The organism is Paenibacillus nasutitermitis, from assembly GCF_014641075.1.
In the GTDB taxonomy this organism is placed as follows: Bacteria; Bacillota; Bacilli; order Paenibacillales; family Paenibacillaceae; genus Paenibacillus_Z; species Paenibacillus_Z nasutitermitis.
In genome coordinates this window covers 1,055,547-1,079,808 of the sequence record NZ_BMHP01000003.1, presented here as the reverse complement: position 1 = coordinate 1,079,808, position 24,262 = coordinate 1,055,547, and the positions used below count along the sequence as shown (strand labels likewise).

Annotated in this window: 21 protein-coding genes; 14 read left to right on the top strand and 7 right to left on the bottom strand. The window is 49.5% G+C overall.

What is annotated here, in order from left to right; genetic code table 11:
- The first annotated feature begins 19 nt into the window (after positions 1 to 19).
- Both IEY46_RS23565 and IEY46_RS23560 read left to right on the top strand, forming a co-directional pair.
- Positions 20 to 970 (top strand): DUF1861 family protein, encoded by a 951-nt coding sequence (locus IEY46_RS23565; RefSeq protein ID WP_188995632.1) that lies wholly within the window; start codon positions 20 to 22, stop codon positions 968 to 970.
- A 149-nt stretch (positions 971 to 1,119) separates the two neighbouring features.
- Positions 1,120 to 2,022: an aldo/keto reductase gene (locus tag IEY46_RS23560; protein WP_188995630.1), complete on the top strand. Its 903-nt coding sequence runs from the start codon at positions 1,120 to 1,122 to the stop codon at positions 2,020 to 2,022.
- A 319-nt stretch (positions 2,023 to 2,341) separates the two neighbouring features.
- Here IEY46_RS23560 and IEY46_RS23555 read toward each other — a convergent pair whose 3' ends face one another.
- From IEY46_RS23555 to IEY46_RS23530, 6 genes are all read right to left on the bottom strand, one after another.
- Positions 2,342 to 2,908, bottom strand: a complete 567-nt coding sequence (locus IEY46_RS23555) for a nitroreductase family protein (protein WP_188995627.1) — start codon at positions 2,906 to 2,908, stop codon at positions 2,342 to 2,344.
- Between the two features lie 18 nt (positions 2,909 to 2,926).
- A complete protein-coding gene (locus IEY46_RS23550) occupies positions 2,927 to 3,949 on the bottom strand; it encodes a siderophore ABC transporter substrate-binding protein (protein ID WP_188995625.1) in 1,023 nt (340 codons plus the stop codon).
- A gap of 105 nt (positions 3,950 to 4,054) precedes the next feature.
- Positions 4,055 to 4,813, bottom strand: coding sequence for an iron ABC transporter ATP-binding protein (locus IEY46_RS23545; RefSeq protein WP_188995623.1), 759 nt, complete (start codon positions 4,811 to 4,813; stop codon positions 4,055 to 4,057).
- Entirely contained in the window at positions 4,810 to 5,757 is a 948-nt protein-coding gene (locus IEY46_RS23540) for an iron chelate uptake ABC transporter family permease subunit (protein ID WP_188995621.1), read from the bottom strand. Before IEY46_RS23540 ends, IEY46_RS23545 begins: the two co-directional genes overlap by 4 nt.
- Positions 5,747 to 6,700, bottom strand: a complete 954-nt coding sequence (locus tag IEY46_RS23535; protein WP_188995619.1) for an ABC transporter permease — start codon at positions 6,698 to 6,700, stop codon at positions 5,747 to 5,749. The genes IEY46_RS23540 and IEY46_RS23535 overlap by 11 nt, the downstream gene beginning before the upstream one ends.
- 173 nt (positions 6,701 to 6,873) lie before the next feature.
- Complete coding sequence (locus IEY46_RS23530) at positions 6,874 to 8,445, bottom strand: helix-turn-helix domain-containing protein (protein WP_188995617.1); 1,572 nt, start codon at positions 8,443 to 8,445, stop codon at positions 6,874 to 6,876.
- A gap of 202 nt (positions 8,446 to 8,647) precedes the next feature.
- On the opposite strand from IEY46_RS23530, the gene IEY46_RS23525 reads away from it, so the two are divergent.
- Complete coding sequence (locus IEY46_RS23525; RefSeq protein ID WP_188995615.1) at positions 8,648 to 9,322, top strand: PadR family transcriptional regulator; 675 nt, start codon at positions 8,648 to 8,650, stop codon at positions 9,320 to 9,322.
- 3 nt (positions 9,323 to 9,325) lie between these two features.
- Entirely contained in the window at positions 9,326 to 11,167 is a 1,842-nt protein-coding gene (locus tag IEY46_RS23520; RefSeq protein WP_229750484.1) for an ABC transporter ATP-binding protein, read from the top strand.
- A gap of 199 nt (positions 11,168 to 11,366) precedes the next feature.
- Here the strand turns inward: IEY46_RS23520 and IEY46_RS23515 are convergent, their stop codons facing one another.
- Positions 11,367 to 12,230, bottom strand: coding sequence for an AraC family transcriptional regulator (locus IEY46_RS23515; protein ID WP_188995611.1), 864 nt, complete (start codon positions 12,228 to 12,230; stop codon positions 11,367 to 11,369).
- A gap of 138 nt (positions 12,231 to 12,368) precedes the next feature.
- Between IEY46_RS23515 and IEY46_RS23510 the strand changes: the two genes are divergently transcribed.
- The 10 genes from IEY46_RS23510 (at position 12,369) to IEY46_RS23465 (ending at position 24,237) form a co-directional block, all read left to right on the top strand.
- Positions 12,369 to 13,193 (top strand): phytanoyl-CoA dioxygenase family protein, encoded by an 825-nt coding sequence (locus tag IEY46_RS23510; RefSeq protein WP_188995609.1) that lies wholly within the window; start codon positions 12,369 to 12,371, stop codon positions 13,191 to 13,193.
- Between the two features lie 808 nt (positions 13,194 to 14,001).
- Positions 14,002 to 14,244: a CAP domain-containing protein gene (locus IEY46_RS36480; RefSeq protein ID WP_308422836.1), complete on the top strand. Its 243-nt coding sequence runs from the start codon at positions 14,002 to 14,004 to the stop codon at positions 14,242 to 14,244.
- A gap of 134 nt (positions 14,245 to 14,378) precedes the next feature.
- Positions 14,379 to 16,127 carry a sensor histidine kinase gene (locus IEY46_RS23500; RefSeq protein WP_188995607.1) on the top strand — a complete coding sequence of 583 codons (1,749 nt, stop codon included), beginning with the start codon at positions 14,379 to 14,381 and terminating at the stop codon, positions 16,125 to 16,127.
- 2 nt (positions 16,128 to 16,129) lie between these two features.
- A complete protein-coding gene (locus IEY46_RS23495) occupies positions 16,130 to 17,812 on the top strand; it encodes a response regulator (RefSeq protein WP_188995605.1) in 1,683 nt (560 codons plus the stop codon).
- A gap of 103 nt (positions 17,813 to 17,915) precedes the next feature.
- A complete protein-coding gene (locus tag IEY46_RS23490) occupies positions 17,916 to 19,604 on the top strand; it encodes an extracellular solute-binding protein (protein WP_188995603.1) in 1,689 nt (562 codons plus the stop codon).
- 95 nt (positions 19,605 to 19,699) lie between these two features.
- Positions 19,700 to 20,746: a phosphotriesterase family protein gene (locus IEY46_RS23485; protein WP_188995601.1), complete on the top strand. Its 1,047-nt coding sequence runs from the start codon at positions 19,700 to 19,702 to the stop codon at positions 20,744 to 20,746.
- Between the two features lie 89 nt (positions 20,747 to 20,835).
- Positions 20,836 to 22,032 carry a M24 family metallopeptidase gene (locus tag IEY46_RS23480; RefSeq protein ID WP_188995599.1) on the top strand — a complete coding sequence of 399 codons (1,197 nt, stop codon included), beginning with the start codon at positions 20,836 to 20,838 and terminating at the stop codon, positions 22,030 to 22,032.
- Between the two features lie 12 nt (positions 22,033 to 22,044).
- Positions 22,045 to 22,422, top strand: a complete 378-nt coding sequence (locus IEY46_RS23475; RefSeq protein ID WP_188995597.1) for a sensory rhodopsin transducer — start codon at positions 22,045 to 22,047, stop codon at positions 22,420 to 22,422.
- Positions 22,423 to 22,435: 13 nt separating this feature from the next.
- A complete protein-coding gene (locus IEY46_RS23470) occupies positions 22,436 to 23,335 on the top strand; it encodes an ABC transporter permease (protein ID WP_188995595.1) in 900 nt (299 codons plus the stop codon).
- Between the two features lie 17 nt (positions 23,336 to 23,352).
- On the top strand, positions 23,353 to 24,237 hold the full coding sequence (locus IEY46_RS23465) for a carbohydrate ABC transporter permease (RefSeq protein WP_188995593.1): 885 nt from the start codon (positions 23,353 to 23,355) through the stop codon (positions 24,235 to 24,237).
- Positions 24,238 to 24,262: the final 25 nt, after the last annotated feature.

Here is a 24,262-nt window from a genome sequence, read left to right as displayed (position 1 = left end):
CGTTACGGAGGGACTGTATATGCTGCTGCAAACGACCTTGGTTCAGACCTGCGCAGATATGCTGCGGGAATTTGAGAAGAATGAGCCTGTAACAGGCGGGGAACGGATTATTTTCGAAGGGGTAGACAGCCGGGATGTGTACAACATATCGGCTGCTTTTGCCGACCGGGGCAGCCTGGTGATCGCCGGACGCGCAGAAGGACGCAGCACGGAATTTTCAGAGGCGGTTTTCTTTCGCCAGGAAGGCGAGGTGTGGAGGCCTCACCCGGATTATCCGGTCTATGAGCTGCAGGATCCTTTCATTACGCGCATTAAAGGCGAATTGATCTTCGGCGGGGTGCGGGTGATTGCCGATCCGCTGCATCCGCACCGGATTGTGGCCTGGGTGACGGAGTTTTACCGCGGGGCGGATATCGCCGGGCTGCGGCATTTTCTGAGCGGACCGTATAATATGAAGGATATCCGGCTGATTGAGCTTGCCAGCGGAGAAATCGGCGTATTAACACGTCCGCAAGGCTATGTGGGCGGAAGAGGGCAGATCGGATTCTTCAAGGTCGACCGGCTTGAAGATGTAACCGCTTATCTGATCGGCGAAGCGCCTGTATTCAAGGATCAGTTCACCGCTACCCAGTGGGGCGGAGCCAATGAGGCGCATCTGCTGGCGAACGGCCTCGTCGGTGTGTTGGGACATGTCGCCTCCTTCGACGAACTGGACGGCAGCCGTCATTATTATGCGATGACCTTTGCGATCAACCCGGATACACTGGAGAAGACGCCAATGAAAATAATCGCCCGGCGCGAAAGCTTCCCGCAAGGACCGGCCAAGCGTCCCGATCTGGTGGATGTGATCTTCAGCGGCGGTCTGGTGCGCAAGAGCGGCGGACGGGCGGATCTGTATGTGGGCGCCGGCGACTCCGCCGCGTACAGGGCAGATATTCCTGATCCTTTCCTGGAATATGAGCAGCTTTAAGGGAATACAAGATCGTTTGGGCACGCCCCTTTTTCTCTGGAGAAAGGGGCTCTTTCTCCTAATGTCCGGGACTGGATTGTTCATGGCTGCCGACGAAGCGTATAATGGAAGGGTATTCATGGATCCGAATTAAAGGAGGAATACTGAAAATGGAAAAGGCATTGCTGGGCCGCACTGGCCTTCAGGTGACGAAGCTGGGCTTCGGAGCGATGGAGATTCGCGGTCCCCGGGTATGGAACGGCCGGCCTGTCGCCGATGAGGATTCGGAGCGTATTCTGAATGCTGTTCTGGACGCAGGCATCAACTTCATCGATACCGCATACGACTATGGCAGAAGCGAAGAGCTGATCGGAAAGTATATCAGCCATCGCAGGAATGAATATTTTTTGGCGACCAAGTGCGGGTGCACGCTGGTCGACAAGGGCGATCACGATGATACGCCCCATGTATGGACGCGCGACAACCTTCTACATAATATCGATACGAGCCTGCGTCGGATGAAAACGGACTATGTCGATCTGCTCCAGCTCCATGGACCGACGGTCGAGCAGACGGAGGAAGGCGGGCTGATTGACGTGCTGAGGGAGATTCAGGCTTCGGGCAAAGTCCGCTGGATCGGAATCTCGTCGTATTTGCCTCATCTTCCGGCTTACATGGATACAGGTGCGTTCGACACCTTCCAGATTCCTTATTCCGCCCTGGAGCGGGAGCATGAGAATCTGATCGCCAAGGCGGGTAAAGGCGGGGCGGGAATCATCATCCGCGGCGGAGTTGGACAAGGCGAGCCGGGAGCCGGGCGCGGAGCGGAGGACCGTTGGTCCGTATGGGAAGCGGCCAAGCTGGACGAGCTGCTGGAAGAGGGAGAGAGCCGGACCGGTTTCCTGCTGCGCTTCACCTTATCCCACCCGCAGCTGTCAACAACGATCGTAGGGACGAAGAACCCTGAGCATCTGAATGAGAATTTACGTTTTGCCGGCAAAGGCGCGCTTGCTCCGGATGTGTACGAGGAAGCGAAGAGACGCCTCGATCAGGCAGGCCGGAAACCGCTTTGATCAAAGCGGCGGAGGAAACGCGGCCAGCCCCCTGACAGAGGGGGCATCGGCAGGGCAACAACAAAATACGGCCGGCCCTGGCACAGGGGGCATCGGCAGGGCAACAACAAAATACGGCTAGCCCTGACACAGAGGGCATCAGCATGGCCAACAACACAAAAACCAATCCCCGCCATCAGGCAGGAGGGATTGGTTTTTTGTGTTGAACACGTCCAGGGGATGAAATGACCCCCCGCCGCAAGGGAGGCCGCAATTCATTCTTTTTGTATCATCGGCCTCTACGAAGACGGATCATGGTTTGCCCGGTAAGCCGGCCAGGTCAGGTTTCGCTGATCACCGTCGTCAGCTGCGAAGCGGGAATACGGGCCTGCGCCGCAGGAACGCGCTCCGGATATCCCAGATGCAGACTGCCCACAACCTTCTCGCCCGGACAAGCTCCGACAGCTTCCCGGTAGCCGGTGTCATGCATAAAGCCATAGCTTTCCCATACCATGCCAATCCCCTGCTCCCACAGCAGCAGGCTCAGATTATGAATGATGCAGCTGGTGGAGGCATAATCTTCTTCACGCACGCCAAGGACGGGGTGCTCTTTCATCAATACCACGACATACATCGGTACGCCCATCATCTTGTTATGGAATTTCTGGGCCATCTCCGCCACTTTAGCGGGATCCTTCTCGAAGCCGCCTTTACCGCGCGGATTCAATGCGCCAAGGCGTTTACGGCCATCGCCGTAGATGATCACGAAGCGCCAGGGCTGCGTCATCCGGTGATTGGGCACCCAGACTGCCGTTTCCAGCAGCTCCTGCACCGTCTCCAGCGGCACCTCGCGGTCTTCAAATACATGCACGGAGCGTCTTTCCTTAAGCAATTTGGCCAGTTCCATGGCATCCTTCACTCCTCATTACTTCAGGCTTGCGTCTACTTCCTTCACCATTTCTTCGACCGAGATCAGCCCGCCGCCGGAGAGGTACCAGAAATCAGCGTTCAGGTAAACAATGTTCCCGTTCTTGTAGGCGTTTGTTTTCTTGACCAGATCATTCTCAAGCGATGATTTGGAAGTTGATTGGCCATCTACCACCGTACCGCGGTCAACGACATACAGGTAATCCGGATTTTTCTCGGCAATATATTCATAGGAAATGGTTTGCCCGTGAGTAGAAACTTCGATATTGGGGTCAACAGGCGTAAACCCGAACACATCATGAATAATGCCGAAACGCGAGCCTTGTCCATACGCGCTGATTGCGCCTTCGTTGGCCAAAATTACAAGCGCTTTTTTACCGTTTGCCGTGACTTTCTCATGAAGCGCGGCAATCGATGCTTCAACCTTGGCCAGCTCGTCCTGCACTTGTGTTTCTTTGCCGAAAATCCGGCCAATCGTTTCTGCATTCTGCTTGTACGAATCCATATATTTGGCCGTATCTACACCAAGAAAAATGGTTGGGCCGATTTTGCTCAGTTCATCGTAAGCATCGGACTGCCTGCCGGAGATAATAATCAGATCGGGACCGATCGCATTGATTTTCTCGAAATCAGGCTCTTTCAAGCCGCCTGCATTCGCATATTTGGAATCCTCATACTTGGACAAATACGAAGGGATGTTAGCCTGTGGAAGGCCGGCAACTTCAACGCCCAGCTTATCCAGCGTATCCAGCACGCCGAAGTCGAACACGACGACCTTCTGCGGATTTTTCTTCACAACGGTCGAGCCCAGCTTATGCTCAATCGTCAGCTCCATTTCTTCTGTGGGAGCCGGTTCTGCGTTCCCGCCGCCATTGCCTTCCGCCCCGGTATCCGCTGAAGTATTGACAGCGCCGCCTGCTCCTGATGATGTATTCGTGTTGCCTTCCTTGTTTGTTGAACCGCATGCCGCCATCACAATTGCCATCATGAATACCAGAATGAATAGACTTGCCTTCTTCAAAACAATCACCTCTACCCTTTATTTGTACAATCGGTTGCTTGTCATGTTGTGCCAAGTATTTCCCTGATTCCCCCCTTATCCCGAATACACTGCTAATGGAAAGCTTCAGGCAAAATAGACGCAGATCTTGTTCCCGCCGACCTGCTGGACAGGAATGTCCATATCATAAATGTCGCGGAGCACGTCGGTGTCGATGATCAGCTCGGTCGGACCTTCCCTGACCACGCGCCCGTTCTTGAGCGCCACGATGTGGTCCGAATAGCAGGAGGCAAAATTAATGTCATGAATGACGAGGATGATCGTTTTGCCACGCTCATCTACCAGTCTGCGCAGCACCTTCATAATCTGAACGGAATGTTTCATATCCAGATTGTTCAGCGGCTCGTCAAGCAGAATATATTCGGTATTCTGGGCGATCACCATGGCGATAAAGGCCCGCTGGTTCTGGCCGCCGCTAAGCTGGTCGAGGTATTTATGCTGCATGTCCTCCAGATCCATATAGTGAATCGCTTCCTCCACATGCTGCCAGTCTTCCTTGGACAATCTTCCCTGTGAGTAGGGGAAGCGGCCGAAGCTGACAAGCTCGCGGACGGTTAAGCGGACATTAATGTGGTTGGACTGCTTGAGAATGGATATTTTTTTCGCCAGCTCATTGCTTTTATGCCGGGAAATCTCTTGATTCTCGATGAATACCTCTCCGCGATCCTGCTTAAGCAAACGGCTGATGACGGACAGCAAGGTGCTTTTTCCTGCACCGTTTGGACCGATGAAGGAGGTGATGCGCCCTTTGGCGATGCTCAGCGATACATCCTCGATGACCGCTTTTCCGCTATAGGTCTTGGTAACATGCTTAACTTCAATCATGACTTGTTCTCCCTTAACAGCAGATAAAGAAAATAAACGCCGCCGATGAAATTAATAATGACGCTCAGCGTCGTAGAGAAGGTGAAGACGCGCTCGACAATCAGTTGGCCGCCGACCAGCGCGATGATGCTGATGAGCATGGAGCCGCTGATCAGCCATTTGTGGCGGTAGGTGCGGAGGAACTCATGCGCCAGATTGGCGACCAGCAGCCCAAGGAACGTAATAGGCCCTACCAAAGCCGTCGAGATGGAGATCAGAATGGCGACGACGATAAGCAGCCGCTTCACGACGGAATCATAAGGGACCCCCAGATTCAGCGCATGGTCCCGGCCGAGCGACATCACATCGAAATATTTGTAGTAGCGGATACAGTATGCGCCTACCAGCAGCACGGCGATAAATGCGACCGTCAGCACATCGGTGTTCACATTGTTGAAGCTGGCGAACATCCGGTCCTGAACGATCTGAAATTCATTAGGGTCGATCAGCACCTGCATGAAGGTAGACATGCTCCCGAACAAGGTGCCGAAGACGATGCCGACCAGCAGCAGGAAATAAACATTGCGCCCTTCCCGGCGGAACAGGAAGCGGAAGAGTATGCTGACGAACAGCATCATCAGCGTAATCGACAGCAGAAAATTGAAGTTTTTGTTCACGATGGGCAGGCTCATAGAGCCGAAAACATAAACAACCAGCGTCTGAATGAACATATAGAGGGCATCAAGTCCAATAATGCTTGGCGTCAGGATGCGGTTGTTAGTTATGGTCTGGAACACCATCGTTGCGAAGGCGATGGAGATGCCCGTCAGCACAATGGCGGCGATCTTGATCAGCCGTTTGGGGAGCACATAATCCCAGTGGCCGCCGACATTAATCGTGACGAAAATGGTTATGACCAGCAAAGAGATAACGCCCAGCGAAGCGAGTTTGAATCTATACGTCATATGCCTTTCTCCTCATCAGCAAATAAAGAAAAATACCGCTTCCGATGACGCCAACCGTGAGGCCGATCGGAATTTCATAGGGATAAATCAGGACGCGGCCGAGAATATCGCACAGCAGAATAAAAACAGCGCCGAGCAGTGCGGTATGCGACAGGCTTTTGCGCAGATTGTCGCCCTGATAGAGGGTCACGATATTCGGGATAATGAGCCCGAGGAACGGAATGGTGCCCACGGTCAGAATGACAACGGCTGATACAAGCGCCACAATGACCAGCCCGATGTTAACGACCTGCTTATGGTTCAAGCCCAGATTCGTAGAGAATTCCTCACCCATTCCCGCTATCGTGAATTTATCCGCATAGAGATAGGCAATCGCCACAAGCGGTACGCTGATATACAGCATTTCGTACCTGCCGCTGATAATGGTGGAGAAATCGCCCTGCAGCCAGGCGGATATATTTTGGATCAGATTATTCTTATAGGCAAAAAAAGTCGTTGTCGAACTGATAATATTGCCGAACATCAGTCCTACCAATGGGATGAAGATCACATCCCTGTATTTGACCTTGTCGAGAATTTTCATGAATACGAATGTCCCGGCCAGGGCAAAAGCAAAGGCCACCAGCATCTTGGTCATCGTACCGGCCGTTCCGAATACCATAAGGGATACAAGGATGCCCAGTCTGGCGGAATCATCGGTTCCCGCCGTAGTCGGCGAGACGAATTTATTGCGGCTGAGCTGCTGCATAATCAAGCCGACGACACTCATGCTCACACCGGCAATAATAATGCTTACAAGCCGCGGTACCCGGCTGATCCAGAAAATTTGCGCCTGATCCTCGCTTAACTGGAACAGGTCAAGGGGAGAGATATCCTTGACGCCTATGAATAAAGAGGCGAAGGAGAGAATCACCAGGGCGGTCCAAAGGGTTAGTTTGTTCATCGGCTTCCTTTTCCTTGACACCGTGGCGCAGCTTAAGCGCAGGTGACCATAAATAATAATAATTATCATTCTCAATGAGAATGATACAGAAAACCCACGTCCGCGAGAATGGACTTTTCTGCGGGAAAGATGGATTTTTCTGCTTTTATGCCTCCATGGCTGAAGTGAAAAGCCTATCTGCCTGCAAGCATATGATGTACGGTGTGGTCCACCAGGCTCTCATGCACCGAAGCATTGTAATGCTGTTCGCTGTCATGCTTAATGAAATAACAGCGTTTCCTGATGCTTCGCGGCTCCGCGCCGCGCCATTGCCGTTCAAGCTCCCTGCATGTTGTGGCCGTGGCGGAAGGTGGCAGCAGAAACATGACGTTATCGCAATCCATCGCTTCGATTTCCGCAACGGAAGCCACTTCAATGAAACTGGTCTGCTCCATCGTGGCAGGAGGCTTGACCTGCAGATCGTCATAGAATACATCTTTCATCTTCTTCCATTTCATCCCGTAGACCCTGCAGCAATTCCGGCCGACCTCGACCAGAAGGACAGGCTCGTTGCCCAGGTGATTCTTAACATGGATCCGGGCATTCTCCACCTTGAGATCATAGCCGGCGAGCCAGCGCTCGGCTACAGAGGTTAGTCCAAGCCTCTCGCCGATATCCAGCAGCCGCTCTTTCCACGAATATTTCTTCCAGTGCAGCATCACAACCGGGGCGATCTGCGACAGTTCGCCATGAAGCTCCGGGGACACCGGGCCTGTAAGGATCAGCTCCGGCTTGCTGGCGGCCAGCTCGCGCAGAACTGGTGCGGGGTTATCCTGCCAGCCGCGTTGAAAGCTCAGGCAGGGCGTAATGCCCAGAGCGGCAAGATCGCCGTCGAAGACTGTGGTCATCGTGGCGATTCTTTTCCGGGCGCAGCTGGCATATTCAGTCGGCGAGAGGCCCATTTGTTTCTTGAACAGACGGCTGAAATAATATTCATCCGGATATCCGACGGAATGAGCAATACCGACAATGGAGGATGATGTATGGGCCAGAAGGCGCAGCGCGGCATCCAGCCGGATTTTGGTTATATATTTGTGCGGACTCAGCCCCGTCTGCCAGCGGAAAGACTGATAGAAACGGCTTGCGCTGGTACCCGATGAGCGGGCAAGTTCTTCGATATCCACATGGACAGAATAATGCTCCATCATGAACTGCTGTACATATCCGACATAATTCAGCAGATGGGATTCAGGCTGGGCCGGCTTGCCAATATGCTGAACAAGACCCGATGCGATGGCGTATACATGCGACTGTTGCAGATAGAATAAGGAAGGGTCGCTTCCATCCGATTGAAGCCCGGCTTGGAAATCTTCCGCCCAGCTTCTGAGTTGCGGCATCCGGAAGGACAAGAACTCCTGACGGGCATACCAATATTCCTCTGACGGTATATCAGAGGTTGAATAAGGCGTACCCGGATGATCGGCAGCCTTAAAATAGATCAGAGTCAGCGGCAGCTCCTGTTTGGCCAGATTCACCAGCATACAGGAGCTGCCTGCGGGAATGAGAAAACATTCACCGCTGAGCGCCTTGCCTGAGCTGTGCAGACCTGTCCGGGAAGAACTGAGCGTGATTGCGGCCCGTTGATGGCTGATAATTGCGAAACAGGGGTTCTCCTGCTCCTCTATATGGAATTGTTGACCTCCAGCTATCGTTTGACGCGCCGTACTGCAATAGGTTATCGCTGCCTGCGCGGGCTGCATCGACATGTTCAGGGCACATCCTTATAGAAAATGATCGGAAAGGTTTATAAACTATCTGCATTGTAATGAAAGTGATTATCATTGTCAACTTGAAGAGATTGGATACAGGCCTCCGGTAAAGGCTGGAAAAGGAGGTTGACACAATACGATATATCGTATACTTTTATATTACGATATATCGTATTCTAACAATCAGGAGTGATTCTAGATGGGTACAATCCGTATTAATCCTTTTATTGAACATCGTGGACGTCGAGCAGAAGAGTTTGAAGGCCGGGGCGGCAGGCATCATGATGAAGGCCGGAGCGGCAGGCATCACGCTCAGGGCCGGGGCAGAGGCGACGGTCCCAGGCGCTATTTCGGCAGAGGCGGCGTAAAGTATGCCCTGCTTCAACTGCTCGCGAAGGAGCCGATGCATGGCTATCAGATGATGAAGGCGCTGGAGGAGCAGTCAGGCGGATTGTATATTCCGAGCGCGGGAACCATTTACCCGACGCTGCAGATGCTGGAGGACCGGGAGCTGATCATCGCCGCGGAAGATGGCGGCAAGAAGGTCTATCGCATTACAGAGGCAGGACGCACGATGCTCAGCGAGATCCCCGAGCCGGAATCTGGAAAGTACAGCAGCGGCCGGGGAGGCGGTCGGGGAGAATGGCGCAGGGGCGAAGAAGAGGAGCACCGGCATGAGAGATTCCGCCGCAAGCTGGGCCTGGGTATCGAATCGTATCAGGTACTACGGCAGCTCATCCAGGCGGAGCGCTCCGCTGCCGGCAGCGAGGCGGAGGAGCAGAATCTGGCCCGGGTGGTGGCAGATATCAACCAGCAGCTATCGGCTTACCTGAACAGGGCCAAAGCAGAAATGAAGCCTGTCGATTCGGAGTGATGAATGATGGACGGATCGCCTAGACGCATGCGGATGGAACCGGCCCACCCAAAGCCGGGCAGTATCTGGAGCATGTACAAACGGATGTTTTTTCATATTAAAGGGCAGTGGGGACTGATTATTGCAGCCGTCATTTCCATTCTGGCGGTTTCCCTGCTGGAATTCGGCATACCCCAGATCACCCAATACACAATTGACCATCTGATTCCGGGCAAACATTATTATGCGCTGGTCTGGGTTGCGCTTGGCATATTGGGCACCGCTATTCTGCTCGGCTTATTTAATTATATCAGCAGCATTGCGATGGCTTCTATCGGCCAGAGAGCCGTCTTCGAACTCCGCAACCAGCTCTACCGGCACTTGCAGTCGCTGGATATCGGCTTCTTCGACCGCAGCCGTACCGGGGATCTGATGTCCCGCGTGACCAGCGATGTGGGGATGCTGCAGCAGCTTGTATCATCCGGCATGATGTCGATCGTCACGGATCTGTTCACCTTCGTAGCGGTGGTCATTTATATGCTATGGGTAGATTGGCAGCTGACCGTAATCATTCTGATCACCTTCCCGCTCATGATTCTGACGACGCGATTCTTCTCCACGCGTATCCGCCGCTCCTTCAAGCGGATCCAGGAGTCGGTGGCCGAGGTGACGAATCATCTGCAGGACACCTTATCCTCCATCAGGCTGATGAAGGCTTTCTCCACGGAAGATTATGAGTCGGAGCGGTTTGCCGTGCGCAGTCAGGCGAACATGGGGGCCAATCTGGCTGCCGTGAAGCTGCGCTCTGTCTACGAGCCGATCATTGATCTGATTAATTTTGTCGGAATGGCTGCTGTATTGATCTACGGAGCCAAACAAACGATGGATGGCGCTTTAACGGTCGGGAGCATTGTCGCCTTCCTGGCGTATTTGCGGCTGCTGCAGAATCCTGTCCGACGCTTCAGCAGAACGTTGAACACGGTACAGCAATCGGCGGCGGCTTACGAGCGGATCGTGGAAATCCTGGAAACCAAATCCGCGGTGGTGGAGATCGAGCATCCCCGCGAGCTGGAAAATGTTCAGGGACATGTTGTTTTCAAGGATGTCAGCTTTGCTTATCATACAGGAACGCCGGTGCTGGAGCATTTCGATTTTGAGCTTCTGCCTGGGAAAATAACCGCGATTGTCGGGTCTTCGGGAGCGGGGAAATCGACGATCACCCATCTGATCACCCGTTTCTATGATCCACAGCAGGGAAGCATTACAATGGACGGCCACCCGCTGACAGAGCTCAGTCTCTCTTCGCTGCGGGGACAGATGGGTATTGTTTCGCAGGATATCGTCCTGCTGAACGGGACGATTCGCGACAATATGGTGTACGGGAAGCGGGGGGCGACCGATGCCGAGATCGAAGCGGCTGCCCGCGCCGCCAATGCGCATGACTTCATCACAGCGTTCCCGCAGGGGTACGATTCGCAGATCGGAGAGCGCGGCGTAAAGCTCTCCGGCGGCCAGAAGCAGCGGCTGTCCATCGCCCGGGCGATTCTGAAGGACCCGCAGCTCATTATTCTCGATGAAGCGACCTCGTCGCTGGATTCCGAATCGGAGAAAGCGATTCAGGATGCGCTTGAGCATTTGCTGAAGAACCGTACCTCGCTTGTGATTGCGCATCGATTATCCACCATTCAGCGGGCAGACCGCATCTATGTTCTGGATAAAGGCAAGATCATTGAGGAAGGTACGCATCAATCGCTGCTGGAGCATGAGGGAAGATACAAGCAGCTTTATGAGCTGCAGTTTCCACAGAAGCCGCAGGAACCGCAGGTAACATCAGGTGAACGGGGCGAGAACCCTTCCCGGCGTTGATGGTGGGGCCGGATAGGGAGAAGCATTTCTTCTTAAAAAAAAGAGCTGTATCCCGGCGGATGAATTTCCGCTTGGATACAGCTTTTTTTCATGACTACACTACAATACGAGACTGCTGGTATAAAGGCAGCATCCTTGAGCTAAAGGGCAGCATAGTTTATTTACGCACTGCTTTTTTGGAGTACTTATTAAACTGAAATCACCTTCGCCACTGCGAAGGTGACAGACCCATATACTTTTTGAATACAGTGGCAAAATGCTGACTAGTCTTATAACCTAAATCCATTGCAACTGTTGTGATGCTGATTTCTTTCTGAAGGAGTATCTGACAGGCAAGTTCAATTCGTAGCCGATCCATATAATTAGCAGGTGACTGTCCATACATAAGGTGAAACAATCGATAGAAATGGGATTCACTTACGCCGATTTGATTAGCCAGGTCTTTATTAGTCCATCTCTTTTCTGGCGCTGCCTGAATGGTTTCGGTCAAAGTAAACATAGCCTTTTGGAGATCAAATGAGATTTGACGGTTAGAGGATGGGTTCAGCATTTGCAAAATGATATCGAGTACATAATGACGAATTCGGCAGGAGGCGAGTGGCTCGTAATGCTCAATGATGTCTCTTAGCTTGGTGAAGAGTTCACGAACACGGATATCTACAGGTATGATTCTCGGTAACTTTTGTAGTTGGTTATGAATCTCCATACGTTCTTCATCTGGTAAGTTTAGCCAGCCGACATGCTCTGAGGGATCCAATAGTATCATCCACCAAATTCTGCAGGGTTCGATGAAATTAAGACGTGCACGATGCCATTCGCCAGGTCGGGTGTGAAAGATCTGCCCGGTGTGGGAAGTAATTAATTGACCGTCTACCTCCCATGTGACTTTTCCGCTGTCCACGAATACATACTCGTACGATCGTTCATGCTGGTGAATGACGAGGGGAGAGGCTTCTTGAAAGTGGTCATATCCCAGCATTATTAATTCAGGCAGATGGGCAAGCTGATTTGACTCTGAAAACTCATACACCCATCGTGCTGTTTCCGTCTGTATTTTTACCATAGTCACGGTCCTTCTCGTTTCTAATGATCTCCTATGTTTCTAATCCTATTTGATAGGCTTTGGGAAGTCAATGCTCATCTTGTGGTTTACAATAAAAGAAGTAAGCCACTTTGACTAAGAAAAGATGAGGTGTCCATCATGGGAGTTATTCCTTATACCATCACGGCAGCTGATAAAGAGAGATTTGATCAAGACGGTTATTGGATCAGCCCGAAATTACTGGATGACGAGACAATCGAGCAACTTCGCGGAGCGCATGAGCGCATATGGAAGAAAGATTATGATGGGGCTGGGATGCCACTGCATGTCTTCAAACTTTCTGAGAATCCGCATGCTCTTCGTAAATTCGATAATGGCTGGTGGATTAACGATGAAGTTCGGAGTGTTGTCACTGATCCGAATTTAGGAGAAATGGCTGCGAAGCTGCTGAACGAGGACGAGATTCGTCTATGGCATGATCAAGTGATCTACAAGCCAGGTACTTCAGGGCAAGAAACAGCAGCTGGAAATGTGGGATGGCATCAAGATTACGGCTATTGGCGATCAAGCAGCACAACGAATATGGTGACCGTTTGGATTGCATTGCAGGATACAGATCTGAATAATGGCGGCATGATGACGATCTTGGGTTCACATAAGTGGGGCGCAGTCGAGGGAAGTGATACATTCTTCGAACAGGATATGGTAAAGCTGAAGCAGCGTTTTGCAACGCGTGATTGGATCGAGGAGCCTTGTATACTAAAAGCTGGACAAGCGAGCTTCCACCACGCGCTAACCTTCCATGGATCGTCAACAAATTTTACAGATCAGCCTCGGTTATCGGTTGTTGCTCATCTAATGCCTGGAGATACCTTTTACAAAGAGGGCAGAGCACGGCATGATAATGTTCGATTGCTCGGGCCACGTCCGCAATTTGGACAGAAGTTCGATAATGAGTTTTTCCCGTTACTGTATTCCAAATAAGCAATAGACAGTGAGTGTGTAAAGTTTCTGAATGATTTTCAAAGTATACAAACTTTACTAACATATAATTCGTTGAGGGACGGTGAACGTTTGTTCAACGACAGAAGGAGCAGTTTGCCGCGGCAGCTGTTCCACTAGCAGGGATAGGCGTATTCCTGCTCATTGTCGTCGCATTTCTATTTCGGACAGCAACCCGGAACGTAGTATCTCCCCGGCAAGTGCTCGTTTTGCCATTATCCATTTTTTATGGGTAATTGACAGCGCTCTTCTGCTCGGGGTTAGCGGATCCATCACAACGATCGGCATATGGGCGATTATTCTGGTCGCTGCGGTCGTTGGCAATTAAGGGATAAGGCTCCATTCCCTTGCGAATAAGATTGAACTTATATAAACCCATCGCCTGCAGCAACCTATGCTCCGGGAGCAACCCGCACTCCTGCGACCGTAACAAGAGCATCGTCAACGGCCTTCCCGCCGCATAAGATGCCTGTCCGAATCAAACAACAATTATTCAAACCTTTAGTTGGTACCAGATCTGTTCCGGCCCCAGTCCCGGTTCCGGGTGTTTCGGTACCGGTTGTTCCAGGAACGATTACGCAGGTACCAGGTACCCAAGCGCCGAACACTCAGGCACCGGGTACTCAAGCGCCAAGTACCCAAGCACCGGGTACCAAGACCCCGAATACAAAGGCCCCTTCGTCAGCAACCAAACCATCGGAGCAGCCGTCGTCGTCCCACCTCGAGGATCAGGTTCTACAATTGGTTAAAAAAGAACGGAGCAAAGCCGGGTTGAGCGAGCTGACCATGGATAGGGAATTGTCCAAGGTACAACAACAACTATTTCGACCATAACTCGCCGACCTATGGGTCTCCATTCGACATGCTGAAGCAAAACGGCATCTCCTTCAGCTCCGCCGGGGAGAACATCGCGAACGGGCAAACGAGCGCTGAGCAAGTGATGAACGATTGGATGAACAGCGAGGGACACCGGGCTAATATTCTGAATGGCAGCTATACCAAAATCGGCATCGCTCAATTCAACGGAGAATAGGTTCAAGAATTTGTCGGTTAGTCAGTCCATCCGAGTCCGAGCCATTACGGTTCGGGCTTTTTGCGTTTTTAGCTTGGATAATAACAACAAGCTATCGTATACTATGTGGAAAAAAGGAGGACGGATCATCTTTGATGTGGATGAAGCAAAAGATCGGCAATATTTCTATTTTCCCCAAGCTTATTATTACTTTTCTGGTTATCACGATGCCTTTATTCACGTTAAGCCTTGTATTGAATGAACTGGGCAAGCAGGAAGTGAAGCACCAGATATCCAACTCGATTACGACGACCATCCATTATTATTTCCTGTCGCTCGAGAAGGAACTGGAGCGGATTATCCGGACGCAGCAGGAATTTATTAATGACGAAGATCTCATGGAATTGAGCAATACCTTTACGATCATGTCCAATTACAAGCGAACGAAAGCGATCAACGATTTGAAACTTAAGTTAACGACATTGAAAGATTCGAGCAGCTATATTAAAGACATCAGCGTCTATATGCAGTCGATCAACGGCACTGTCTCAACCTCCAATGAAGTGGACACTCCAAGCACCAGAGAGGAGGCGGAGGCCATTGCCAGGGCGACGTATACAAGTGGAATTCCGATAACGGTGTGGCAGGATCGGCTATATTTGAATTTAACGTATCCGCTCAACTTGATGAACCGGGACAAGAACGCCCAATTCCCGCTATTTATCCAAAACATCGAACTCTCTATGGAAGCGCTAACAAATGCGTTGAATTCGTTCCCACAGGACGGAGGGGCGATATTATTCAACGAAAACTGGACCATTGCCAACAATAAATATCCGCAGCCACTGGCCGAAATCAGAGAAAAATTAGCTTCAACCGTCCAGCAATCGCCAGCTTTTACGAAGCAAATCGAAGTTGGCAAAGAGAAATATATGGTAGTTTACGAGAAGTCCATGTTCCTCGGAGCCTCACTCCTCTTTTACTTCCCCGAGAATGTCATTGTAGGCCAGTTGAAAACGTACGGCATCTGGTTCTGGCTGCTTGTAGGCAGCTCTCTGGTTATCGTTATTCTGTTCTCATATGGGATCTTTCTATTGATTCACCGTCCGCTTCAGACGCTGATCAGACGATTCAGAAGTGTGGAAGGGGGCAACTTCAATGCGGTTCTCCCTTCGACACGGCAGGATGAGTTCGGATATATCTTTAACCGTTTTGAGAGAACCGTGCTGAATCTGAAGACGCTGATCGATGAACTATATGTGCAGAAAATCAGACTGCAGCAGTCGGAGCTAAAGCAGCTGCAGATGCAGATCACACCCCATTTCCTGTACAATAGCTTCTTTATTCTTCACCGGCTGATCAAGAACGATGAGAATGAAACGGCGGAATTGGTGTCCAAAAATCTCGGCGATTATTTTCACTATATTACGCGAAACGGGCTGGAGGAGGTTCCCTTCGAGCATGAAGTCAGCCATGTCCGGTCCTATGTGGAAATTCAAAATATCCGGTTTTCCAATCGCATATTCGTAGATTTCGAGCCGCTTCCCGGGTACTTTCAAGGCGTTATGATCCCGCGCCTGATTCTGCAGCCGCTTGTAGAGAACACCTACGAGCACGGGCTCGGCGATATTGTGACAGACGGAAGATTGCAAATTGGATTTGCAGCTGAAGCGGACCGGTTATATTTTTCCGTTGAGGATAACGGTATTGGTCTGACGGAAGCGCAAATGGCAGCAATGACCGGAAAGCTGACTTCAGAGGATGAAGGAGAGACGACGGGGCTGATTAATATTCAGCGCCGCCTGAAATTGAAATATGGTGAACGGGGCGGGCTGGAGATTATGCCTGGTACTATGGGAGGCTTGCTGGTTCGGATCTATATCCCAAATGACAAAGGAGAATGAAGATGTATCGAATACTGATCGTCGATGACGAACCGCTTATTGTAAACAGCATGTACCGGATGCTTCGCGAAGCCGCCCACTTGGAGCTTGAGGCTCATCGGGCTTATAACGTCTATGAAGCATTGGATTGCCTGAAACAAATTCGGATTGATGTCGTGATTTCGGATATCCGCATGCCGGGAATGAGCGGGATTGAGCTACATAAGCAAATCATCGAAAGCTGGCCGCGATGTAAACTGATCTTCCTTACGGGATATAACGACTTCGATTACACCCGCCATGCAATCCGTACAGGCGGTGTAGTCGATTATGTGTTGAAGAATGAAGATGACCATATTATTCTGGCCGCCGTGGAAAAAGCGTTTGCGGAACTGGATAAGGTTGAAGATGGCGCCGACTATATGCGGAATGCGAGAAAAAAGCTGCAGTTGGCAATCCCTGCACTGCAGAAAAATACGCTGTTTGATCTGATGCGCAATCCCTCGCCGCCTCCGAAAGAATTAGAGAAAAGATTGGCAGAGTCGGAAATTCCCTTATTGCTCGATAAAGGGGTGTTTCTTGTAACCGGGAGAGCGGACGGGTGGATGGAGGATGCAACCGAATTGGACCGCATGCTCCTTATCTATGCCTGTCAGAACATTGCGGAGGAATATTTGGCCCCGACGGTTGTGAATGTTTCCGTCGTGTTTGAGTCTAATAAGCTGGTGTGGTTCATGCAGCCCAGAGAATTTCTGGCGAGAGATAGCTGGGATGAGGAGCAGGAGAAGCAGGCATGGCAGCATTTGAAAACAAGAGTATACGGCATTATGGAGGCTGTTCAACGGACGTGCAGGCAGCTGCTGAAATTATCGGTATCGCTCGTTATGGGGCGCGGACCTGTCGAATGGGACAATCTTGGCACTCAATTTTACTACTTGAAGGCTCTGCTCGGTCAGAGTTCCAATAACGGACACGAATTACTCATCCAGGATTCGGATAAGTTCGGCTCCCATTCGGAGCAGGGGCGGCGCTACCGCCTATCTGAATCGCAGCATAATAAGAAGCAGCTCGAGCTGCTGGAACAATATTTAATCAGCGGTCAAAGGGAGCAATTTCACGAATTGTATGCCGATATGATGAATGCCGACGGTGTATCCGGGTATAAGTTCCAACTGGAGCTTTTCTATGCGGTGTCGCTCCACTTGATTTCCTTCGCGATTCGGGCAGGGCTGTTCGATGAACTGTTCATGAAGCTGGATCTTGGAAAAACGACGCAGTACGATGCGCATGAAACATGGACCGACGCCGCTGCTTATTTGGCCAAGGTTGCCGATTATCTTCTCGGGCAATACGAATCTGTTCCCGAAGATCAAAGCGAGCGGCTGATTGCTTCCATCCATCAGTATGTGCAAACCCATCTCGGCGGGGATCTTTCTTTGACGAAGCTGTCCGCATTGGTTCATCACAGTCCGACCTATCTATCCCGTTTGTATAAGCGGATGACTGGAACGATGCTGTCCGACTATATCACCGAAGAGCGGATGAAGAAAGCCCAGAAACAATTGGCGGAGACGTCTATGAAAATCCAGGAGATTGCTTCCAATGTGGGTTATGAGGCGGCCCCCCAATTTAACCGCTCGTTTAAGAAAATGTTCAAAATGACGCCACAGGAGTACAGAGAGTTGTTTCTTGCGACGAATGAATAGAAGAGCGCAACAGATGTCAAGGAAAGCAAGAATGGCAAATAGCTTCGATTTTTTTGATCTTTTATACTTATGGAGCAGGTAAAAATAATTAGGGGGATAAGGCATGAAGAGTAAGTCCGCAAAATGGATTGCGTTAACCGTATTGGCGTGTATGCTTGTTCTTACTTCGGCTTGCACAAAGAAAAGCGAAGGGAATAATACGCAACCATCCAATAAACAGGAAAACGGTACGCAAGAGAGTGCCCCGAATGGCAAAGGCGAAACCGCGATTGATCCGATGGGAAAGATCGATCCGCCAATCGAAGTGACGGCAATAAGGACATTAGATCCGACGACGAAGTTTGAAAACGGAGAAACGATCGACAATAATGCTTGGACGAAATTATATGAAAACGAATTCGGCATTAAGCTCAAGTATTTATGGGTCTCCGATCCAACGCAATACGAGCAGAAGTTCAATATTGCCATGGCATCCAATCAATTAGCTGATATTATGCCCGTCAACGGCATTCAACTCAACCAACTGGTCGAAGCCGATCAACTGGTCGATTTAACCGAAGTGCTTGAAAAGTACGGTACGCCCCTCGCGAAAGAGATGTTGAAGAAGGATGGCGGAGTCGGTCTTGCATCGGCTACTTTCAATGGAAAATTGTTTGGTCTTCCGGTAAACCCGGGCTCATTCGACACCGCTTCCTTGCTCTGGGTTCGTGCCGACTGGCTGGAAAAGCTCAATCTGCCCGAGCCCAAAACGATGGAGGATGTATTCAAGATTGCGGAAGCGTTCGTCAATCAGGATCCGGATGGTAACAACAAGAAGGATACTCAGGGATTGGGAGCTGCCAAAGACTTTTATGGTTTGGAGCCGGGCTTGGACGGATTTTTCAACGGCTATCATGCCTATCCGAAAAGCTGGGTTGCGGATGCATCCGGTAAGCTCGTGTACGGAAGTATTCAACCGGAAATGAAGCAAGCGTTAGAAAAGCTGCAGATGATGTATAAAGACGGGTATATCGATCGCGAGTTCGGAGTGAAAGACAAGGAGAAATTCATCCAAACCGTCAATGCAGGCAAGCTGGGGATGTTCTATGGCGCCGATTGGTCTCCGTTGCTGTTCCTGGATGGAAAAACGCTGGATGAAAAAATGGAGTGGAAGCCGTTCCTGCTGCCATCGATCGATGGCCAGAAGGCTAAGGCGCAAACGGCCTACAATGTAAATCAATATTACGTCGTTCGCAAAGGGATGAAGAATCCGGAAGCTGTAGTGAAGCTGCTTAATGCTGCGAGCCATCAATGGGACAGGAGCAAGTATCCCCTCACGGATATGAATCAGGACGGGGATATCGGCAAATGGCAGTATGCTCTGGTACAAGCTTCCAATCCTATTCAGAACGTTGAACTATACGAGGATGTGAAGAATGCGCTGGAAAAGCAGGATGAATCCCTTTTGAATGTAGCCAGCAATCCGGGTCAAGCGAACTTCTATAAAGGCATTAACGATTTTAACAAAGGCGATAAGTCTGGATGGGGATATACCCGATTCTACGATGCTATTTCATTATTATATGACTATCATAAGCATGATGGATTTCAGCTGACCGAATTTATTTCCGGTCCTACGCCGACGATGGTTGAGAAACAAGCGACGTTACTGAAAATGGAATTGGAAGCATTTACGAAAATCGTGATGGGAGAGTCTTCCATCGATGCCTTCGATGAATTCGTGGCGAATTGGAAGAAGCTTGGCGGAGATACCATTACGGAAGAAGTAGCGAAATGGAAAGCTAGCAAATAATAATCCAACACTCGAGAAGCCCATATTGCGTAAGATTCACGGGATATGCGGCTTCCCGGCATGTATGAAGCATAAGCGAGCAGGAGGCGAAAGCGATGTCCGTTATGACCGTAACGGGGAAGTGCCGATCGGATAGCCTGGGGTGGGTATTACCCCATGAGCATGCTTTTATCGATTTGAGAAACCTGGTGCCCGCTGTCAGCGAAATTTCGCGTAAGAAATTGGCTCAGGAACGAGTGGGAATTACGAATATCGGAAGATTAATGCGTAACCCCTATGCTGTTCTGGACAATGCGGTAATTGATGATGAGCAGGTCGTAAGGGATGAGCTGCTGAAGTTTAAGAAAGCAGGAGGAACGACTTTTGTTGATCTTACACTGCGGGACATAGGCAGGGATCCTGTTCTGCTAGCCGGGTTATCCAGAGAATTGGACATTAAAATTGTAGCAGGCTGCGGATACTATATTAACAAATCTCACCCTAGCGATATGGATAGCCGAACAGTAGATCATATTGCAGAAGAAATCTTTAATGAGATCTATGTTGGTATGGATGGAACGGATATTAAAGCAGGTGTTATAGGCGAGATTGGAACAAGCGAGATCATTTACCCGAATGAAAAAAAGACGCTAATCGCATCGGCGATCGTTCAGAAGGAAACCGGCCTTGGGTTGCATGTGCATACAGATCTGTATACAACGAACGGCTATGAAGTGGTGAGTATCCTTACTGAGCATGGTGCTGCTGCTGAAAAAATATGTATTAATCACATTGACGTTGATATCAAGATGGATTATATAAAGGACCTTCTCAACTTGGGAGTTTACGTGGAGTTTGATAATTTCGGCAAAGAGTTCTATGCCGATAAGAAGGACAGAAGTGTCTTAAGAGGTCTTTTTGCCAGAGACATCGAGAGAGTAAGAGCCATTAAGCAACTCATTGATTGGGGTTTTCTTTCGAAAATATTAATATCCAACGACGTATGCCTGAAAACCTGTCTTCACAACTACGGAGGCTGGGGTTATGACCATGTCATAACGAATATAGTCCCTATGATGGAAGATGCAGGAATAACCTCCGAACAGATCAGAACCTTAATGTGCAGCAACCCCGCCGAATTTTTAGATGATGGGAATCATTGATCTGTAAATCAAGATAAACTTCGACATTTATTATGAGAATATTCTTATAAAAATTGTTTGAATAACTAGGAAGTGTGGGGAGATTCATCATGATTAAAATTCCTAAAGAAGAATTTACCGCAAGAGTCGAAAAGTTAAAAGAGTTAATGAGAGAAAAAGAAATGCAAGCTTGTTTAATCTATGGGGATGAGTACAGGAAAGAGAACTTGCGCTATATGAGCAACTATTGGCCATTATTCGAGAGGGGAGCCGTCATGGTTCCTCTGACAAGCGAGCCTTTTGTCATTGCCGCACCGGAAGGAGAAATGTTTTGCCGCGAAATGAGCGCATGGCCTGATGTGCGGCTGCTTCCCGAATTCGCATGCGTGACGGTACCGGACAAAATCGAATATCCTCAGGCGTACTATACAAGCTTGACCGAGATCTGCAAAGGGATACAAGAAAACGAACCGTTGCGAAGATTAGGGATCGTAGGCATCGATGCGATGCCGGAACCTTTAATGAAGGTCATCGGAGACAGCTTCGCGGGAATCGAAATCGTCGACGCAGGCGATTTGCTATTCCAGCTCAGAATGACCAAGACGGCTAATGAAGTTGCCTGTCTGCAAGAAGCGGCGAGGATTGCCGATGCGGGCTACAAGTTAATGATTGAACAAGTGAAGCCGGGCATGACGGAGCTTGAGCTGGCCTCGCTGGCTTATGGGGAATGCACGAAACAAGGCGCGGAAAATATCCCGTTCTGTCTCTTAACAAGCGGCGCAAGAGTCAATACGATCATTGGAAGAGCATCCGGAAAGGTGATTGAAGACGGGGATATGATTATGGCTGCTATGGCGGTTCAAGTCGAAGGATATGTGGCTACTATAAATTTTCCTTTCGTCGCTGGTGATATGAGTGAGGAACAGAAAGCGTTTATCGATATTCTGGTCGAAGCCGAGGATGCTGCGTTAAGCCAGATAAAAGCAGGAGCGAACCAGAACGAAGTTGTACGCGCGGTTAAAGCGTACTTCAAAGAGAAGAACGTCACCGAATATGACCTTTATCCGCCATTACACGGTTGCGGTTTAGCGGAAGCTGAATCTCCTTATCCTGACGAGCATTCTGAAGCGAAATTTGTAGCGGGAATGACGGTGAATACGGACGTGAGTCTATTTGGACACCCTCATGGTTCAAACCGGATCGAGGAAAGCTTGCTTGTAACCGAAACCGGATATGAATCGATGTCGAAGCTGGTCAGGCATTTAAGCAGGACTTGGAAAGAAACAGCGACGATATCGGTCAATTAAGGAGGACAACGCGTGAGAAAAGAAGGCGCTAAAAACTGGTATATCGTCGATGGTTATTTACCTTACAAGGGGAAAGTAGAAGGTGATATTTTCGAAGGCCATGAAGCGGTAATGATACTGAATTGTCAGAATGAAGATGCAGAGATCTTCATGGATATCTATTACGAGGATCGGGATCCGGACGAGAATATCAGGATTACCGCACAGGCGAAGCGAGTAAAATGCATCCGCATGGATCATCCGGATGAAATCGGCGGCATCCGGTTGGAGCGGCAGCTTCAGTATTCGCTGCGGTTCAGAAGCAATATTGAAGTGATTATCCAATACGGCAGGATGGATATTGCTCAACCCAATCTAGCTTATATCGGGATGATGGGATACTCAGAGTAAGGGAATGAACAGGATGAATATAAAGAAGACAAGGCGCGAGCTTCCTTTGCATTTAATGCTTGTACCCGGGATTATTATACTTCTTATTTATTGCTACTATCCGATGATAGGATTTGGTATCGCCTTTCAGAAATTTATTCCCACCAATGGCTTGTTCGGTTCTGATTGGATCGGTTTAGGTAATTTCCGGTATGTTCTGCAGATGCCTGATATATGGCAGGTACTTGGTAATACGGTATTTATCGCAACTATGAAGATATTGCTGGGCTTAGTGGTTCCCATCTTCGTTGCTGTACTTATCAATGAATTGAAGCATTTGCTCATTAAACGAGGAGTTCAGACACTCATTTATTTACCGCATTTTCTGTCCTGGGTTATTCTCGGTGGAGTGCTTGTTGATATTTTGTCGCCTTCGGAGGGGATTGTTAACCAGCTTCTGAACTTTGTTGGGTTGGATTCGGTTTTTTTCCTGGGCAGCAATCAATGGTTTCCTTCAGTGCTTATCCTCTCTGATGTTTGGAAGGAATTCGGCTTCAGCACGATCGTATTTTTGGCCGCAATTACCGGAATTAATCCTGCACTGTACGAAGCGGCTATTGTGGATGGGGCTAATCATACGAGACAAATGTGGCATATTACATTGCCGGGAATGGTGCCGGTTATCGTGCTCATGGCTACGTTGAGCTTGGGCAATGTGCTGAACGCCGGCTTCGATCAAGTATTCAATCTGTACAGCCCGAGCGTATATGAAAGCGGAGATATTCTGGATACATTAATCTACCGGATCGGTTTGCTTGATGCGCAATTCGGGGTTGCGACTGCGATCGGATTGTTCAAATCGGTGGTTTCCTTTATTCTTATTACCATTTCCTATTTCTTGGCATATCGATTGGTCAATTATCGCATTTTTTAACGAGAGGAATGTTTCACATGCAGCAACGGGTGTCTGTAAGCCGAAAAGTTTTCGTTGTCGGTAACTACACTTTTCTCATTTTGCTTTCCTTGCTTTGCCTGCTTCCGCTTTTTCAGGTGCTGTCTATTTCCTTCAGCTCCAGCGCAGCAGCATCAGCCGGCTTGGTTAAGCTGTTGCCTGTAAATTTCACGTTTGCCTCCTATTCGTATATTTTGCAGAAGCAGGAGTTCATAAGCTCATTTGGCATCACGTTCCAGAGACTTGTTATCGGTTTTATTATTAACATGGGACTGTCGCTGCTGTGCGCGTATCCGCTGTCCAAGGAGAGCAAGGATCTGAGAATTCGCAGCTGGTATGCCTGGTTTTTTGTATTCACCATTTTGTTCAATGGCGGCCTTATTCCTACGTATATGGTTGTCAGTATGACAGGCTTGATTGATACGATATGGGCGCTGATCATTCCGAGTGCGGTGTCCGTATTTAATGTTATTTTATTGATGAATTTTTTCCGGGGATTACCCAGAGAGATTGAAGAGTCGGCTTTCATCGATGGAGCGGGACATTGGCTCGTATTGTGGAAAATGTATGTACCGATGTCTTATCCGGTCTTGGCTACAATATCCTTGTTCACGATGGTCTTTCATTGGAACTCGTGGTTCGACGGGCTGATCTATATGAATTTTCCGAAGAACTACCCGTTATCTACGTATTTGCAGCTATTGGTCATTAACAGCAATCCGATGAAGATGGATCCACGGAATCTGGCCGGGATTCTGGAAATATCCGAACGGACGACAAGGGCGGCACAGATTTTCTTGGGTGCGTTGCCGATTCTCATCGTCTACCCCTTTCTGCAGAAGTTTTTTGTGAAGGGAATCGTGCTTGGGAGCGTAAAGGGATGAAATTATTCAATAATGAAGAGGTGCA

What these genes read in the sequence shown, in the direction of transcription:
- IEY46_RS23565 (WP_188995632.1), top strand. Translation starts at nt 20, where the DNA reads ATGCTGCTGCAAACGACCTTGGTTCAGACCTGCGCAGATATGCTGCGG.
- IEY46_RS23560 (WP_188995630.1), top strand. Translation starts at nt 1,120, where the DNA reads ATGGAAAAGGCATTGCTGGGCCGCACTGGCCTTCAGGTGACGAAGCTG.
- IEY46_RS23555 (WP_188995627.1), bottom strand. Translation starts at nt 2,908, where the DNA reads ATGGAACTGGCCAAATTGCTTAAGGAAAGACGCTCCGTGCATGTATTT.
- IEY46_RS23545 (WP_188995623.1), bottom strand. Translation starts at nt 4,813, where the DNA reads ATGATTGAAGTTAAGCATGTTACCAAGACCTATAGCGGAAAAGCGGTC.
- IEY46_RS23540 (WP_188995621.1), bottom strand. Translation starts at nt 5,757, where the DNA reads ATGACGTATAGATTCAAACTCGCTTCGCTGGGCGTTATCTCTTTGCTG.
- IEY46_RS23535 (WP_188995619.1), bottom strand. Translation starts at nt 6,700, where the DNA reads ATGAACAAACTAACCCTTTGGACCGCCCTGGTGATTCTCTCCTTCGCC.
- IEY46_RS23530 (WP_188995617.1), bottom strand. Translation starts at nt 8,445, where the DNA reads ATGTCGATGCAGCCCGCGCAGGCAGCGATAACCTATTGCAGTACGGCG.
- IEY46_RS23525 (WP_188995615.1), top strand. Translation starts at nt 8,648, where the DNA reads ATGGGTACAATCCGTATTAATCCTTTTATTGAACATCGTGGACGTCGA.
- IEY46_RS23520 (WP_229750484.1), top strand. Translation starts at nt 9,326, where the DNA reads ATGATGGACGGATCGCCTAGACGCATGCGGATGGAACCGGCCCACCCA.
- IEY46_RS23515 (WP_188995611.1), bottom strand. Translation starts at nt 12,230, where the DNA reads ATGGTAAAAATACAGACGGAAACAGCACGATGGGTGTATGAGTTTTCA.
- IEY46_RS23510 (WP_188995609.1), top strand. Translation starts at nt 12,369, where the DNA reads ATGGGAGTTATTCCTTATACCATCACGGCAGCTGATAAAGAGAGATTT.
- IEY46_RS23500 (WP_188995607.1), top strand. Translation starts at nt 14,379, where the DNA reads ATGTGGATGAAGCAAAAGATCGGCAATATTTCTATTTTCCCCAAGCTT.
- IEY46_RS23495 (WP_188995605.1), top strand. Translation starts at nt 16,130, where the DNA reads ATGTATCGAATACTGATCGTCGATGACGAACCGCTTATTGTAAACAGC.
- IEY46_RS23490 (WP_188995603.1), top strand. Translation starts at nt 17,916, where the DNA reads ATGAAGAGTAAGTCCGCAAAATGGATTGCGTTAACCGTATTGGCGTGT.
- IEY46_RS23485 (WP_188995601.1), top strand. Translation starts at nt 19,700, where the DNA reads ATGTCCGTTATGACCGTAACGGGGAAGTGCCGATCGGATAGCCTGGGG.
- IEY46_RS23480 (WP_188995599.1), top strand. Translation starts at nt 20,836, where the DNA reads ATGATTAAAATTCCTAAAGAAGAATTTACCGCAAGAGTCGAAAAGTTA.
- IEY46_RS23470 (WP_188995595.1), top strand. Translation starts at nt 22,436, where the DNA reads ATGAATATAAAGAAGACAAGGCGCGAGCTTCCTTTGCATTTAATGCTT.
- IEY46_RS23465 (WP_188995593.1), top strand. Translation starts at nt 23,353, where the DNA reads ATGCAGCAACGGGTGTCTGTAAGCCGAAAAGTTTTCGTTGTCGGTAAC.